Here is a 13,976-nt window from a genome sequence, read left to right as displayed (position 1 = left end):
GGCCCGGTCGTCGGCGGCCGGATCGTCGCCGGGAGGGAGGGCCGACGACGATCCTGCTCGCATTTCCGTCCCGACCTGCGCCATGTCCATGTCCCCGGCGCTCAGCGACCGTCCGGAGGAGCGGCCGCCACCTGCTCTCCAGAACGGCCGATCGCAAGGCCGCTAAAGGTCTGGTTCATGTGCGCGGCCAAAAATTGTTCGCCATAAGTGCTGAAGCCCAGCACCTTGTTCTCGACGTAGATATCCGAGACCTCGCGCAGGATCTGGCGGTCCTCGGCGTCGAGGCGGTTGAGCACGCAATCGAACCCGATGATACGGTCGATCGCGCCGACCTTGCGCGACACCGACTGGAACAGTTCGCGCATCCAGCTCAGCCGGTCGACCGGCTCGCCGATGGTGAGCACGACGCCCGTGTCGATCGCGCAGTAGAATGTCAGCGAGCCGTCCGCGTTCGCCGACTGGATCGAGCGGACATGGTACTGTCCCCCGGTGCGCACCATCGGCGGATGCGCGGCGAAGAAATGCACGTCCAGCGCCTCGTCCAAGCCTGCGCCCGGAGCCGGCGCCAGCGGGCTCGCCAGCCGCAGGTATTCCTCGGCGGCGGGGGCGGCGTTGATCTCGAAGACGGTGCGGCTTTCCGGGTCGGCCTCGGTGATGACCATCTTGGCCGGGCCGGGGCGATAGTGATTCGCGCAGAAGACGTGCATCGGCCGGCGGCTGGTCAGCACCGCGATCACCGCCGCGTCGGAGTGGAAGCGCCCTTCGTGCAGCACCGCCGTCTCGCGAAAGGAGAGCCCGTCGCCGCTCGACCCGCCGATCAACTGGACGTCGCCCAGCGCGTGCTGCGCGGTCATCGTCAGCAGTTCCTCGCGGTGGGACAGCCCATCGACGAAGAACAGCGCGACCTGGTGCAGGTCTCCTGCAGCGGCATGGTCGAGCCGCGCGCCTGCGACGAGTTGGCGGATCGCGCCCTGAGCCGCCTCGGGGTCGAAGTTGTCGAGATCGTCGAACCGCAGCGAGGCCATGGAGAAGCTGTCGGCCGGGAAGCCGATGAGCTGCAGGCTGTCGGTGTCGTAGCCCCGGTCGGTCAGCTCGCCGGCACTGGTGCAGCCGATCAGCGGGCCGCCGGGCAGCGCCGCCTTGAGCGCGCAGGCCAGTTCCTCTCGCGGATAGGTGTGCGAGCAGAACAGCAGGGCTCCGGCCAGTTCGACGTCGCCGATCGCCGCCACCAGCTCAGCGACGGCCTCTTGCGGATCGGCCGCGCGCGAAGCGCAGGCCACCAGCGGCCGGTCACTGTCCTGGAGCGTCGCGTTCATTCGCATTCCTCTCGTGCCGGCCGCCTCTTGGATGAAGCGGTCTGCGGCTGCGCGGAGCATAGAGCCCGCGCACGTCAAATAGAAGCACCTAGCAGGGCCGGACGACTCCCTTGCAGAGCGCATCGGGATCGTCGCCGCGAGGCGGTTCGCCCGCCGCTTGGAGGCGGTCGTTCTCGGCATCGGTGAAGATGCGCGAGCGCACGATGAAGCGCACCTCCTCGGGCGCTTCCAGGCTCATGCCCGAGCCGCGCCCGGGCACCACGTCGATGGTGACCTGGGTGTGGCGCCAGTACGCGAACTGCGCGGCGCCGATCCATACCGGGGTATCGCCCACGAGCATGCCCAGCAGCACGTCCTGCCCGCCGACGCGGAACTCCCCTGCGACGAAGCACATCGGCGCGGACCCGTCGCAGCAGCCGCCGGACTGGTGGAACATGAGATCGCCGTGGGCGGCCTTCAGGCGCTCGATCCACTCCTGCGCCAGCGGCGTGGCGAGCACGCGGGGCGGGAGGGTCTCGGGGCTCACGACGCGAAAAGGCGGCGGACGGCCCGAAGGCCATCCGCCGCTTTCAGGTGTCCGGCGCCGTCATGGTGGCGGGGCGCCGGGTCGAGAGCCGGTGGGACGGGGCGGGAAACCTCCGTCGAAACTCCAGATTCGTCACCCTGGACCCGGTTCAGGGTCCATCCCTCGGTTGCCTCCGGAACGTCGTGCCGCCGGCCGCTCTCTCGGTCGACCCGCTGGAGCGGCCGCGCGCGCGGCACGATGGACCCTGAACCGGGTTCAGGGTGACGAGGTGCGTGAAGGCAAGGATGGCGGCTGGACGGCGAAACCACCCGGACTGGCCTTCGGATCATCAGAAGAAGCCGAGCTTCTTCGGGCTGTAGCTCACCAGCAGGTTCTTGGTCTGCTGGTAGTGATCGAGCATCATCTTGTGGTTCTCGCGACCGATGCCCGACTGCTTGTAGCCGCCGAACGCCGCGTGGGCCGGATAGGCGTGGTAGCAGTTGGTCCAGACGCGGCCGGCCTGGATGCCGCGACCGATGCGGTAGGCCCGGGTCCCGTCGCGGGTCCACACGCCGGCCCCAAGGCCGTAGAGCGTGTCGTTGGCGATCTCGAGCGCTTCCTCGTCGGTCGAGAACTTGGTCACGGCGAGGACCGGCCCGAAGATCTCCTCCTGGAACACGCGCATCTTGTTGTGCCCTTCGAGCACGGTCGGCTGGACGTAGTAGCCTTGCGAAAGCTCGCCTTGCTGCGCCACGCGCTCGCCGCCGGTGAGGACCCTGGCGCCTTCGTCGCGGCCGATCTGGATGTAGCTGAGGATCTTCTCGAGCTGGTCGTTTGACGCCTGCGCGCCGATCATCGTCGCGGGGTCGAGCGGGCTGCCCAGCTTGATCGCTTTCACCCGCGCGATCGCCTTCTCCATGAAGGCATCGTAGATCGATTCGTGCACCAGCGCGCGGCTCGGGCAAGTGCAGACCTCGCCCTGGTTGAGCGCGAACATGGTGAAGCCTTCAAGCGCCTTGTCGAGGTAGTCGTCGTCGTGGTCCATCACGTCGGCGAAGAAGATGTTGGGACTCTTGCCGCCCAGCTCCAGCGTGCAGGGAATCAGGTTTTCCGACGCGTACTGCATGATGAGGCGGCCGGTGGTGGTCTCGCCGGTGAAGGCGATCTTGGCGATCCGCTTGTTGGTGGCCAGCGGCTTGCCCGCCTCGATGCCGAAGCCGTTGACGATGTTGAGCACGCCCGGCGGCAGGATGTCGGCCACCAGTTCGGCCAGCACCAGGATCGACATCGGCGTCTGCTCGGCGGGCTTGAGGACCACGCAGTTGCCGGCGGCCAAGGCGGGAGCCAGCTTCCACGCCGCCATCAGGATCGGGAAGTTCCACGGGATGATCTGGCCGACCACGCCCAGCGGCTCGTGGAAGTGATAGGCGATCGTGTCGTGATCGATCTCTGCGATCGAGCCTTCCTGCGCACGCAGGCACGAGGCGAAGTAGCGGAAGTGGTCGATGGCGAGCGGCACGTCGGCGGCTGTCGTCTCGCGGATCGGCTTGCCGTTGTCGATCGTCTCCGCCAGCGCCAGCTTGTCGAGGTTGGCCTCCAGCCGGTCGGCAAGCTTGAGCAGGGTATTGGCGCGCTCGGCCGGCGAGGCCTTGCCCCAGGCGTCCTTGGCGGCATGTGCGGCGTCGAGCGCCAGTTCGATGTCCTCGGCCGTCCCGCGCGCCACCTGGCACACCACCTGGCCGGTCACCGGGGATACATTGTCGAAATACTGCCCTTTGACGGGGGCCACCCAATCGCCGCCGATGAAGTTGTCGAACCTGTCGCGGATGAGCGCCTCGCCCGCGAATTTGCCCAAGGCCTGTTCCAGCATCCCAGTAACTCCCGAATTTGTCGCCGGCCAATGTGGGCCTGTGGGAGCGGGGAGCCAATTGTACCTTGGGACGATGAAGCCCCGTCGCCCCGGATTCGATCGCCGTCCCGGATCAGGTCCGGGATGACGAGCCGGAGGGCACCACGTACAGGGGGATAACACTCCGCCCCCACCTTGCGCCCGCCCTCCCCTGTTTGGCAGGAGCACGCCCGTGAGCGCGAACATCGTGATCGGCCAGACGCCGCAAGGCCAGCCGATCGAGATCGACATCAAGGAACTCCTAGCGACCCGCCTGCTGGTGCAGGGCAATTCCGGGTCCGGAAAGTCGCACCTGCTGCGCCGGATCCTCGAAGAGAGCGCCAGCATCGTCCAGCAGGTGGTGATCGACCCCGAAGGCGACTTCGTCAGCCTCGCCGAGCAGTTCGGCCACGTCGTCATCGACGGTTCCGCCTATGGCGAGGCCGAGATCGCCCGGCTCGCCGCACGCATCCGCCAGCACCGCGCCTCGGTGGTCCTGGCGCTCGACGAGCTGGAAATCGACCAGCAGATGAAGTGCGCCGCGCAGTTCCTGAACGCGCTGTTCGATGCCCCGCGCGAGCAGTGGTATCCCGCGCTGGTGGTGGTCGACGAGGCACAGATGTTCGCCCCTGCCGCCGCCGGCGAAGTCTCCGAGGAAGCCCGCCGCGTCAGCCTGGCGGCGATGACCAACCTCATGTGCCGCGGCCGCAAGCGCGGCCTCGCCGGGATCATCGCCACCCAGCGCCTCGCCAAGCTCGCCAAGAACGTCGCGGCCGAGGCCAGCAACTTCCTGATGGGCCGCACCTTCCTCGACATCGACATGATCCGCGCCGCCGACCTGCTCGGCATGGAGCGGCGCCAGGCCGAGGCGATCCGCGACCTCGCGCGCGGCCAGTTCCTCGGCCTCGGCCCGGCCATCGCGCGCCGTCCGGTGTCGGTGAACGTCGGCACCGTGCGCACCGGCGCCAAGTCCGTCACCCCCGGCCTCGCCCCGCTGCCCACCGCGACCACCGAGGAACTGCGCGAGCTGCTCCACGAGAACCTCCACGTCGAGCCCGACCGCCCCGAATTCCACCGCCCCGCGCCCAAGACCGAGGACGCCGAGACGCTGGCGCAACGTATCGCCGCCAACGAGGTGCTCGAACCGAGCAGCGCACAGGCCCGCGAGCGGGAACGCGAACGCCAGCGCGCCGAACCGGACGGCGAGGAAAGTCGCGCCGCAATGGTCGAGATCATGAATGCGATGGCGCAGGAGGACGATTGCACCTTCCAGTCCTCCACCACGCTGTTCCAGGACTTCTCGATCCGCTGCCGCATGAAGGGCATCTCGGTCCGCGGCCTCGACGCGACGATGTTCCGCCGCGGCTTCGCGGCCGCACTGGCCGGGATCGTGGACCCCGACGCCGAGCGCTGGGTGGACCTCATCAACTTGTCCAAGCACGTCCCCGACGACGCCCTGGCGACGTTCTACGTCATCGCCCGCGCCGCGATCGACGGCAAGCCCTGCCCCGACGACATGGATCTCGCGCGCATCTACGGCACCAGCAGCCCCCGTCGCGTCCAGCGCCTGCTCGACTACCTGGAGAAGGACGGGCTGATCGTGGTCCGCACCGATTTCTCCGGCAAACGCTCGGTAGGCCTGCCCGACCTCGGCGTCACCACGGCCCCGATGGACGCCTGACGCCGCCGTCGCCGCGGGCTGCTGCGGGAGACGACAATGCGCCGATCTCATGCGGCGCCTGCACAGAAACGTGCAAAATGGACCATTAAGAACGCCGGCCGGGCCCGGCCGGTGCTACCTTCCGCAGGACCACAAGCGGGGGTTACCTTGGAAAACAGACTAGTCGGACTCGACGCCTGGCGGGCCGTCCTCCTGTTCTACGGGATACTCGTCCACGCCTCGGTCCTGATCCGGACGCTGCCGGGCGATCCGATGCTCTTCAACGTCATCCAGTCCACCTCGCGCATGGCACGGATGCAGGGGTTCTTCGTGATCGCGGGATTCCTGGCCGCCCGGTCCATCGGCAAGCGCGGCCGGTCGGAATGGCTGGGCTCGCGCATGGCACAACTGCTGATCCCGCTCGCGGTGGTCTGGCTCACCTTTCAGCGGCTGACCGACTGGGTCAACACCGGCAATCCCTTCGCCTCGGTGACGATGATCGGCCACCTCTGGTTCCTCGTCACCCTCGCCGGGTTCAGCCTGCTTACGGTCGTCGCGCAGGGGCCCGCGATGCGCGCGCCGATCGACCGCGCCTCCCGGGCGATCGACGGCGCGCCCCACGGCCTGGTGATCGCCGGGCTCATCGCGATCGTCTTCATGGCCACGCTGATGACCCAGGCCACCTACATGCTGGTCCCGCCGATCGGCATGAAGGAAGGCGCCTACGCCAACCTCCATCCATTCGTGCGTACCTACATGATGGTGGTGTTCTATGCCCTCGGCCACCTGCTCGCGCAGTGCGACTTCCTCGGCCGGCTGCGCGCCGCGCCGCTGTTCGTCACCGCCGGACTGGCCATGCTGGTCTACGTTCTGCTCTACGATGCGGACACGTACGTCGCCCAGGACCTGCCGAACGTCCCGCATTTCGCCAGCAAGCTGATCCTTCATCTTGCCTTCGCGGTGGCCGGAACCTGCTTCTCGCTCGCGGTCTTCGTCCACGCCCGTTCGATCAGGCGGATCCCCCGCTATGCAATGTCGCTGTCGCGGGCATCCTATACGGTCTACCTGGTCCACTTGTTCTACGTGACCGCGGCCTTCCGCATCCTGGTGCCGTTCACCGACGACCATTACCTGCTCTTCGCCGAAATCGTGTTCGTGGCTACGGTGCTTTCGATCGTAACCCACCAGGTCATCAGTGCCTCGCCGCTGCTCAGGATGCTGTTCAACGGCAAGCTGCCACCCCGCAAGCCGCGACGGTCCTATGCCTGATGCCCGTTCCGGCGAGAGGCCGCTTCCCCGCGGCACGGAAGCGCTGTAATCACGCAGGCATGGCAGAGATCATCAATTTGAGGATGGCCCGCAAGACGCGTGCGCGCACGGCGGACAAGGCACAGGCGGAGCAAAACCGCGCGAAACACGGCCGGACCAAAGGCGAGCGCCTTGTCACGGCAGCCGAAGTCGCCCGCATCGACCGCGTCTTGGACGGAGCCCGCCGCGAGCGCGACGGCGCCAATGCCGCTTGCGAGAACGGTGACGCCCCTCCCGAGAACGGTGACCGCGCTCGCCAGGAAGCCGACGCGACGCGCAAGGGTGACACGAGCGCTTCCGGGAGCATCGAGGCCGGTCTCACAAGCGCTGGGCCCCCTTGCGGGACCGGTGGGAACTGATGCGCTCCACTTACCAGGAAGCCACCGTGCGCCTCTACCATCTCGACGGCGGGACCGAGGGTGGGGCCGCGCACACCCTGTTCTATGGCCCCCTGTCCGAAGCCATGGCCATCGCCGCGCGGCAGGCCGAGGACGTGCAGGATGGCCTGTTTCTCGCCACCGACAACGACGTGGTCGCCTACCTGGACTTGCTCGAAGGCTAGGCTTGGACAAATTCCGATGCTTGCCAAAACGCGACCAAGCAGGGCTTTTGTCCGAGCCGACTTCCTCTTTCTCTGGAGGAAGTCCCCGCGGCACCGGGCCAACACCATCCGTCATCCCTGCCAAGACGGGAATCCCGCTGCCTGCGCTCACGTCGGGAAGGAGCGTCGTCCCGCATTCTCGAGGGCGACCGAGTGGTGGCGAAGTCGGTATGCCCGTTCTTACGGCCGGGGTTCGAACTTCATGCTCATGGTCTGGATCAAGCGATAGGCGATGGGCTTGCCGTCGGCGTCGGTGGCGGGGCGGGCCTTGCGGCCCTGCGGGTAGGGAACGCAAGGGTCGGAGGCGGGGCCGCTCGCGCGGGGTCCTTCGAGGAGGGTGCAACCCTGGATCACCCCATCGACGTCGACGTCGACCGCGACCGACACCACCGACGGCACGCCGGGAAGCCTGAAGTCGGCATCGGGCGAGCGGCGCCACACGATCCGCTGTTCTTTGTAAGTGGCGACCCTGGCGCCAGTGCCGTCGCGGGCGGGCCTGAACTTTCCGCGCACCTTGAGCAGCGCGCAGCCGGTGGCGTCGAGCGTGGCCGAGCCACTCGACAGGCGCACCCGGCAATCCTTCACCTCGCCCTTTTCATCGATCAGCAGCACCGTTTCCGTGGCACCGGCAGACCCGGTCTGCACCTCGCTGCTCGGATAGTCGGCGGAAGTGATCCACGTTCCCGGATCGCCGATCGGTTCCGCCGCGGTGGCGCTCGCCACGGCGGCCATCAGGAGAATGTCCATCATCATCAGCGCTTCCCACCCTTGCGTGGAAAACGATACCGCATCGACATTTCAATTTGTCGACACCTCGGCGAAATCCTGGGAAAAAGCGATGCCTACACCAGCCCCAACTTCATCAGTTCGCGCGCCAGCCGGGGCGGCATCGCGTCGCCGGCGCTTTCGCCCTCTTCGAGGTCGCGGGGGGTGTCCTCGTCCTTGAGATAGCGCCAGCCCTGGTGCGCGCGCTTGGGCTTGGTCACCACGGGGATCAGTTTCGGTTCCAGGCGGATGTGCCAGCGGCCGTCCGATTCGCGCTGCTCGAAGCCCAGTATCGTCGAGCGGCCGATCAGCGCGTGCTCGAAGATCCAGTAGAGCGAGCCACCGATCATCTCCGCGTGCCGGGTGGGCAGGTAGCGCGTGGTCATCAGCGCCTCCCCGCCCGCGTGGCTTTCGAGCCATTCGCGCAAGGAGGCAACGCTTGTCGCGGAGAAGGCGATCTTGGTCATGTGCAGCGGCATGGCGCCAAGATAGGCATGCCGGCGGCGATAGGAAAGATCGTCATCCCGGCGAATGCGGCGCCGTCGTCGCCCCGGGCCCGAGCCGTGCCCCCGGGACAAGGGCCCTCCGACCTTGCGCCCGGCCGCCACGTCGCAGTCGCCCATCGCAAGCTGTTGCCTCAACAGTAGCTTATGGTCCCGGATCAAGTCCGGGACGACGTTCAGTTCAGGCCAGGCCGGTCAGCACCGCGAGGCCGAGGAACGTGAAGAAGCCCATGGTATCCGTCGCCGTGGTCACGAACACGGCCGAGGACACCGCCGGATCGACGTTGAACCGCTCCAGCGTCACCGGCACGAGGATGCCCGCCAGCCCTGCGACGAGGTTGTTGATGACCATGGCCGAGGCGATCACCGCGCCCAGCAGCGGGTTCTGGAACAGCAGCGCCGTGCCGACGCCGATCAGCGCGCCCAGCGCCGTCCCGTTGGCCAGGGCGATGCGGAATTCGCGCCAGATCATCCGCACCGTGTTCGAATCGGTCAACTGGTTGGTGGCGATCGCGCGCACCACCACCGCCAGGGTCTGGGTGCCGGCGTTGCCGCCCATGCCCGAGACGATCGGCATCAGCACCGCCAGCAACGCGAAGCGGGCGATGGCGCCCTGGAACAGCCCGACCACCGAGGAGGCGATCATCGCCGTGCCCAGGTTCACCACCAGCCACGTCAGGCGGGCGCGCACGGTGAGCAGGATCGGCTCGTTGATGTCGCCATCGCCGGCGCCCGAGAGCAGCAGGGCGTCCTCGCCCGCTTCCTCGGAAATGATGTGGACGATGTCGTCGACGGTGATCTGGCCGATCAGCCGGCCCGAGGTATCGACCACCGCCGCCGAGATCAGCGCGTACTTCTGGAAGCGCAGCGCGACTTCCTCCTGGTCCATTTCGGCCGGGATCAGCGTCTGGTCGCGTGCCATGACGTCGTAGAGCGGGATGTTGCGCGGGCAGCGCAGGATCCACGAGAGCGCGCAGGTTCCAACCGGGCGATGCATCGGGTCGACGCAGAACACTTCCCAGAACTCGGTCGGCAGGTCGGGATGTTCGCGCAAATAGTCGATGAGGTCGCCCACGGTCATCGTATCGGGCACCGCGACATGGTCGCGGCTCATCATGCGGCCGGCGGATTCCTCGGGGAAGGCCAGCGCCGTCTCGATGGCGGCGCGGTCTTCCGGCTCCATCTCGGCGAGGACCGCCTGCTGGTCGGCCTCGTCGAGGTCCTCGAGCATGGCGACGGCGTCGTCGGTATCGAGGTCCCCGGCGATGTCGGCGACGACGTCGGCGGGCAGCGCCTCCATCAGGGTCTCGCGGACCCAGTCGTTCATCTCCGCGATGACTTCCGAACCCATCAGGTCGCGGATCGAGCGGGCCAGCGTCAGGCGCTCGCGCTCGTCGACCAGCTCGAAAAGGTCGGCGATGTCGGCGGGGTGCAACGGTTCGACGAGGTCGTAGACGCGGTCGGAGTCCTCGTCGTCGAGGGCCTCCTTCACGTTGCGCACGAACTCGGGCTTGAGGCGGTTGTCCTCGTCGAGCGATTCGGATTCGGGCACCTCGACGGTTGCCGTCTCTTCCGCCTCGCCGGGCAGTTCGTCCTTGAGGTCCGCTTCGCTCATGAGCGCCGGTCTACGCGGCTATTTCGCAATTGCAACAGGGCTGGAAGACGGTTTCTTCATCGTCGTCCAGGGCTCGGTCCGGGACCGTGGGGAACTCTTGACGCAGCGACCCCGCGGCAAGGCGCCCTGACGCAAGCGATCGCCTCAAGGGCGGCCGACGGTCCCGGGTCGAGCCCGGGACGACGATGGCCGTGCACCTGCGGTGACGATGGCCGTGCACCTGCGGCGTGACATTGCCGCGCCGCGCTCTATATCGGGCGCCAAGCCGACCGGCGCGCCAACGACCTGGGGCACCGGCAGAAGGAGACAGGCACAATGGCTGACGAATTTCTCACTCTCACGCTCGACACCGGCAACGGCGAAGGCGGCGACGTCAAGATCAAGCTGCGTTCGGACCTGGCCCCCGGCCACGTCGAGCGCATCAAGGAGCTGACCAACGAGGGCTTCTACGACGGCGTGAAGTTCCACCGCGTGATCCCCGGCTTCATGGCGCAGGGCGGCTGCCCCGACGGCACCGGCATGGGCGGTTCCAAGAAGCCGGACCTGCAGGCCGAGTTCAGCGCCGAGCCGCACGTCCGCGGCGTCGCTTCGATGGCGCGCACCAGCTACCCGCACTCGGCCAACAGCCAGTTCTTCATCGTGTTCGACAACGCCACCTTCCTCGACAAGCAGTACACCGTCTGGGGCCAGGTCGTCGAAGGCATGGAATTCGTCGACGCGCTCCCCAAGGGCGAGCCGCCGCGCGAGCCCGGCAAGATCGTCAAGGCGACCATCAGCGAAGGCTGAACGGTTCTCCGATGGATGCTGGAGGGCGGTCCGAAAGGGCCGCCCTTTTTCGTTGGGCGGGTGCCGGTTCCGTCGGTGCGGGCAGTCGGGACAGGGCAGCCATCCTTCCCGGGAAGTCCGGAGCGGCGAGGCTGTCACCCGTCAGCCGGAGCCTTACGTGCGCCGGGGCGTTGATAGGGCAACAGAACATAAACGACGGGTGCCTATTGAAACGCTTCCTTCCCCTTTGCCTTCCCGCGCTTCTCCTCACTGCGGCCTGTGGTTCGCGCGACGACCAGCCTTCGCCCGCAGCTTCCAAGGCGGCCGGCGGCGAGACCCTGGCCTTTGCCGATGCGCCGGGCGGGGGGGAAACAGAATCCGCCGACAGCCTGGTCATGCAGGCGCAAGTGACGCTCGACCGGCTCGGCTTCTCGCCCGGGGTGATCGACGGCAAGGACGGGCAATCCTACAAGCTGGCGCTCGGAGCGTTCCAGGAAGCGCGTGGGCTGCCTGCGACCGGGCAACTCGATCCGGCGACGCAGCAGGCGCTGTTCCAGGGGAACGGCACAGCGGCCACGCGTCTCGTCGTGATCCCCACGGCTTTCGCGCGCGGCCCGTTCGTCCGCGACCTGCCCACGAAAACCTCCGAGCAGGCCCGCTTCGGGCTTCTGGGCTATCGCTCGATGACCGAGGCGCTGGCGGAGCGGTTCCACACGACGCCGGCCACGCTGGTCGCGCTGAACGGGCCGAGCACCGCACTGGGCGCCTGGCGCACCGTGCGGGTGCCGGCGATCGCCAACGTCCCCCTCGCCATGATCGAGGGCGACGAGCGCGGCTGGGCGGACACCCTCCAGCGCCTGGGCGTGGCGGCCGCGCAGCCCGAGGCCGAACGGATCGTCGTCGACAAGTCCCAGGGCACGCTGCGCGTCTACGACAAGCAGGACAAGCTGGTCGCCCAGTTCCCGGTGACGACGGGCAGCGCGCATGACCCGCTCCCGCTGGGCCGGTGGAAGATCAAGGGCGAATCGCGCAATCCGGACTACCAGTACAACCCCGATTTGTTCTGGGATGCCGCGCCCGGCGACAAGGCCAAGCGCCTCGCTCCCGGACCGAACGGCCCGGTCGGCGTGGTGTGGATCGACTTGTCCAAGGACCACTACGGCATCCACGGCACGCCCGAGCCGCAGGCGATCGGCCGCACCGAAAGCCACGGCTGCGTGCGCCTGACCAACTGGGACGCCGCGCGCCTCGCGCAGATGGTCCATGCCGGGACCGAGGTGGTGTTCGAGGCCTGACGCGAGGGGCAAGTAGCGGAGCCGCACGGATGGCCCCAAAAGGATGGGGCGAGTCCCGGGCGGGACGGATCGAACGCCCGCGCCTTGCCGTGCGCGCGCGCCGAACCTAGGCCCTGTACCAGCGTAAAGGTTCAAGGAGCAGGGACCGATCATGAAACTTCATCTTGCCATCCTGGCGGGCGTGAGCGCCCTGACCGCCACCGCGCCTGCGGCCGCGAAAGTCACCGCCGAAGCCAATGTCGCGCGGGCCGAAGGGGACTGGGGCGGCGAACTCGCCGTCGGGGTCCCGGTCATCGAGGACGGCGGTTTCTCGATCACGCCGTCGGTCGGCGCGTTCTTCCACAAGCGCGACCACGACGGCTACTACAAGGACAGTTCGCAGTGCTTCCGCAGCTCGGACGACGAGCAGGTCTCGGACGGCAAGTGCGACAATTCCGGCACCAAGATCTTCGGCAAGGTCGAGGCGATGTACCGCCTGCCGATGGCCTTTTCCCTCGGCGTCGGCGCACGCCTGATCGGCGACGACCTGCGCGCCTACGGCACCGCCGCGATGCCGCTCGCGCCGTTCATCGACGGCAAGGTGAACGTCGGCGACCATTATCTTGCTGCGGGCGTGCAGGCGCGGTTCTGACGGGACGGCCTGCCACGGCAAGGATCAGCACGGCTATCCAATCCGGTCGTGCGGAAATGGCGCCTTTCCGCACCTCCAAGCTTCGCGCACTTCAAACACGCCGCGCTCCGAGGTCACGGAAAATCACCATTCTAGCGGCGTGGCCGGACCGCCCGACTCTATCCGTCCCAAGGCGATCGGCAAATTCCTGTTCGAGCGGCAGGAACGGCTCTCCCTAAAGACGACTACCGATCCACCCACCAGCGCAGCAGGGTGTGCGCCACCGCGTGGCTCGGCGGGGCACCGAAAGCGCGGCCTATTTCGCCGTCCGCGATGGCGTCGAGCGCGTCGACCACTTCTTCGCGGGTGAACCAGCGGGCGTCCTCCAGTTCGGTGGCGTCGATGGTGATGGCGCCGTCGTCGGCGAAGGCATGGCAGCCGATCATCAGCGAGGACGGGAACGGCCATGGCTGGCTGGCGACGTAGACGACGTCGCGCACGCGCACGCCCGCTTCCTCGAACGTCTCGCGGGCGACGGCCTCCTCGATCGTCTCACCGGGCTCGACGAAGCCGGCCAGCGCCGAGTAGCGTCCCGCCGGAAAGCGCGGCTGCCGGCCGAGCAGCAGCTTGCCATCGTGTTCGACGGTCATGATCGTGACCGGATCGACGCGCGGGAAGTGCTCGGTGCCGCAGGCCGTGCAGGTACGCTGCCAGCCGCCCTTGGCGAGCACCGTGCCACCGCCGCACGCCGCGCAGAAACGGTGGCGCGCATGCCAGCCGACGAGCGCGCGGGCACCGCCATACGCCGCGAGTTCGCCGGGCTCGAGCACCGTCATCGCGTTCCAGCTCGCCGGACCGGCATGGGGGCCGCCCTGGGGGCTGGCGGGCGGCACTTCGGCGAAGCAGCCCCGCCCGGCGTCGTCGAGGCCGAGGAAGACCAGTTCCCCGTCGGGCGACGCATCGGCCAGACTGCCCCAGTCGAGCCCCCCGTTCGGGGTCAGCACCGGGTCGAGCCCGTCGAGGCGCAGCAGTCTGGCGCGCACGGTCATCAGGCCGGCGATGGCATCGGCATCGCCGCGGATGTGATCGGCGCGGTCGATGGGCGATCCGGCGAAAGCTATGGGCGTAGAGGCAGTGCGCAGCAC

General features: G+C 67.9%; 14 protein-coding genes. 7 read left to right on the top strand and 7 right to left on the bottom strand.

Annotated features, from left to right (window positions below; genetic code table 11):
- Positions 1 to 101: 101 nt before the first annotated feature.
- The 3 genes from ACFFDA_RS24580 to adh all read right to left on the bottom strand — a co-directional run bounded on the left by ACFFDA_RS24580 (position 102) and on the right by adh (position 3,691).
- Positions 102 to 1,316, bottom strand: a complete 1,215-nt coding sequence (locus tag ACFFDA_RS24580) for an FIST N-terminal domain-containing protein (RefSeq protein ID WP_404479884.1) — start codon at positions 1,314 to 1,316, stop codon at positions 102 to 104.
- An 88-nt stretch (positions 1,317 to 1,404) separates the two neighbouring features.
- Positions 1,405 to 1,842, bottom strand: coding sequence for a DUF779 domain-containing protein (locus tag ACFFDA_RS24575; RefSeq protein ID WP_404479883.1), 438 nt, complete (start codon positions 1,840 to 1,842; stop codon positions 1,405 to 1,407).
- Positions 1,843 to 2,170: 328 nt separating this feature from the next.
- Positions 2,171 to 3,691 (bottom strand): aldehyde dehydrogenase, encoded by a 1,521-nt coding sequence (adh, locus tag ACFFDA_RS24570; RefSeq protein ID WP_404479882.1) that lies wholly within the window; start codon positions 3,689 to 3,691, stop codon positions 2,171 to 2,173.
- Positions 3,692 to 3,902: 211 nt separating this feature from the next.
- Between adh and ACFFDA_RS24565 the strand changes: the two genes are divergently transcribed.
- The 4 genes from ACFFDA_RS24565 (at position 3,903) to ACFFDA_RS24550 (ending at position 7,239) form a co-directional block, all read left to right on the top strand.
- Positions 3,903 to 5,390 carry a helicase HerA domain-containing protein gene (locus ACFFDA_RS24565; protein WP_404479881.1) on the top strand — a complete coding sequence of 496 codons (1,488 nt, stop codon included), beginning with the start codon at positions 3,903 to 3,905 and terminating at the stop codon, positions 5,388 to 5,390.
- Positions 5,391 to 5,537: 147 nt separating this feature from the next.
- Positions 5,538 to 6,638, top strand: a complete 1,101-nt coding sequence (locus ACFFDA_RS24560; protein WP_404479880.1) for an acyltransferase family protein — start codon at positions 5,538 to 5,540, stop codon at positions 6,636 to 6,638.
- Between the two features lie 59 nt (positions 6,639 to 6,697).
- Entirely contained in the window at positions 6,698 to 7,036 is a 339-nt protein-coding gene (locus ACFFDA_RS24555; protein WP_404479879.1) for a DUF4169 family protein, read from the top strand.
- Positions 7,036 to 7,239, top strand: coding sequence for a hypothetical protein (locus ACFFDA_RS24550; protein ID WP_404479878.1), 204 nt, complete (start codon positions 7,036 to 7,038; stop codon positions 7,237 to 7,239). Before ACFFDA_RS24555 ends, ACFFDA_RS24550 begins: the two co-directional genes overlap by 1 nt.
- A gap of 219 nt (positions 7,240 to 7,458) precedes the next feature.
- Here ACFFDA_RS24550 and ACFFDA_RS24545 read toward each other — a convergent pair whose 3' ends face one another.
- The 3 genes from ACFFDA_RS24545 to mgtE all read right to left on the bottom strand — a co-directional run bounded on the left by ACFFDA_RS24545 (position 7,459) and on the right by mgtE (position 10,161).
- Positions 7,459 to 8,031: an energy transducer TonB gene (locus tag ACFFDA_RS24545; protein WP_404479877.1), complete on the bottom strand. Its 573-nt coding sequence runs from the start codon at positions 8,029 to 8,031 to the stop codon at positions 7,459 to 7,461.
- An 89-nt stretch (positions 8,032 to 8,120) separates the two neighbouring features.
- The gene (locus tag ACFFDA_RS24540; RefSeq protein WP_404482869.1) at positions 8,121 to 8,522 is read right to left on the bottom strand and encodes a DUF1489 family protein; all 402 of its coding nucleotides are present in this window, start codon (positions 8,520 to 8,522) and stop codon (positions 8,121 to 8,123) included.
- A 205-nt stretch (positions 8,523 to 8,727) separates the two neighbouring features.
- Positions 8,728 to 10,161 carry a magnesium transporter gene (mgtE, locus tag ACFFDA_RS24535; RefSeq protein WP_404479876.1) on the bottom strand — a complete coding sequence of 478 codons (1,434 nt, stop codon included), beginning with the start codon at positions 10,159 to 10,161 and terminating at the stop codon, positions 8,728 to 8,730.
- 315 nt (positions 10,162 to 10,476) lie between these two features.
- Between mgtE and ACFFDA_RS24530 the strand changes: the two genes are divergently transcribed.
- The 3 genes from ACFFDA_RS24530 (at position 10,477) to ACFFDA_RS24520 (ending at position 12,852) form a co-directional block, all read left to right on the top strand.
- Complete coding sequence (locus ACFFDA_RS24530) at positions 10,477 to 10,947, top strand: peptidylprolyl isomerase (protein WP_404479875.1); 471 nt, start codon at positions 10,477 to 10,479, stop codon at positions 10,945 to 10,947.
- 206 nt (positions 10,948 to 11,153) lie between these two features.
- Positions 11,154 to 12,221: a L,D-transpeptidase gene (locus ACFFDA_RS24525; protein WP_404479874.1), complete on the top strand. Its 1,068-nt coding sequence runs from the start codon at positions 11,154 to 11,156 to the stop codon at positions 12,219 to 12,221.
- A 151-nt stretch (positions 12,222 to 12,372) separates the two neighbouring features.
- Positions 12,373 to 12,852 carry a hypothetical protein gene (locus ACFFDA_RS24520; protein WP_404479873.1) on the top strand — a complete coding sequence of 160 codons (480 nt, stop codon included), beginning with the start codon at positions 12,373 to 12,375 and terminating at the stop codon, positions 12,850 to 12,852.
- A 224-nt stretch (positions 12,853 to 13,076) separates the two neighbouring features.
- Here ACFFDA_RS24520 and nudC read toward each other — a convergent pair whose 3' ends face one another.
- Positions 13,077 to 13,976: an NAD(+) diphosphatase gene (gene nudC, locus ACFFDA_RS24515; protein WP_404479872.1), complete on the bottom strand. Its 900-nt coding sequence runs from the start codon at positions 13,974 to 13,976 to the stop codon at positions 13,077 to 13,079.

Origin of the sequence: Novosphingobium sp. BL-52-GroH (assembly GCF_044813085.1) — a bacterium.
Classification (GTDB): domain Bacteria; phylum Pseudomonadota; class Alphaproteobacteria; order Sphingomonadales; family Sphingomonadaceae; genus Novosphingobium.
This window is presented reverse-complemented; position numbering and strand designations above follow the sequence as displayed.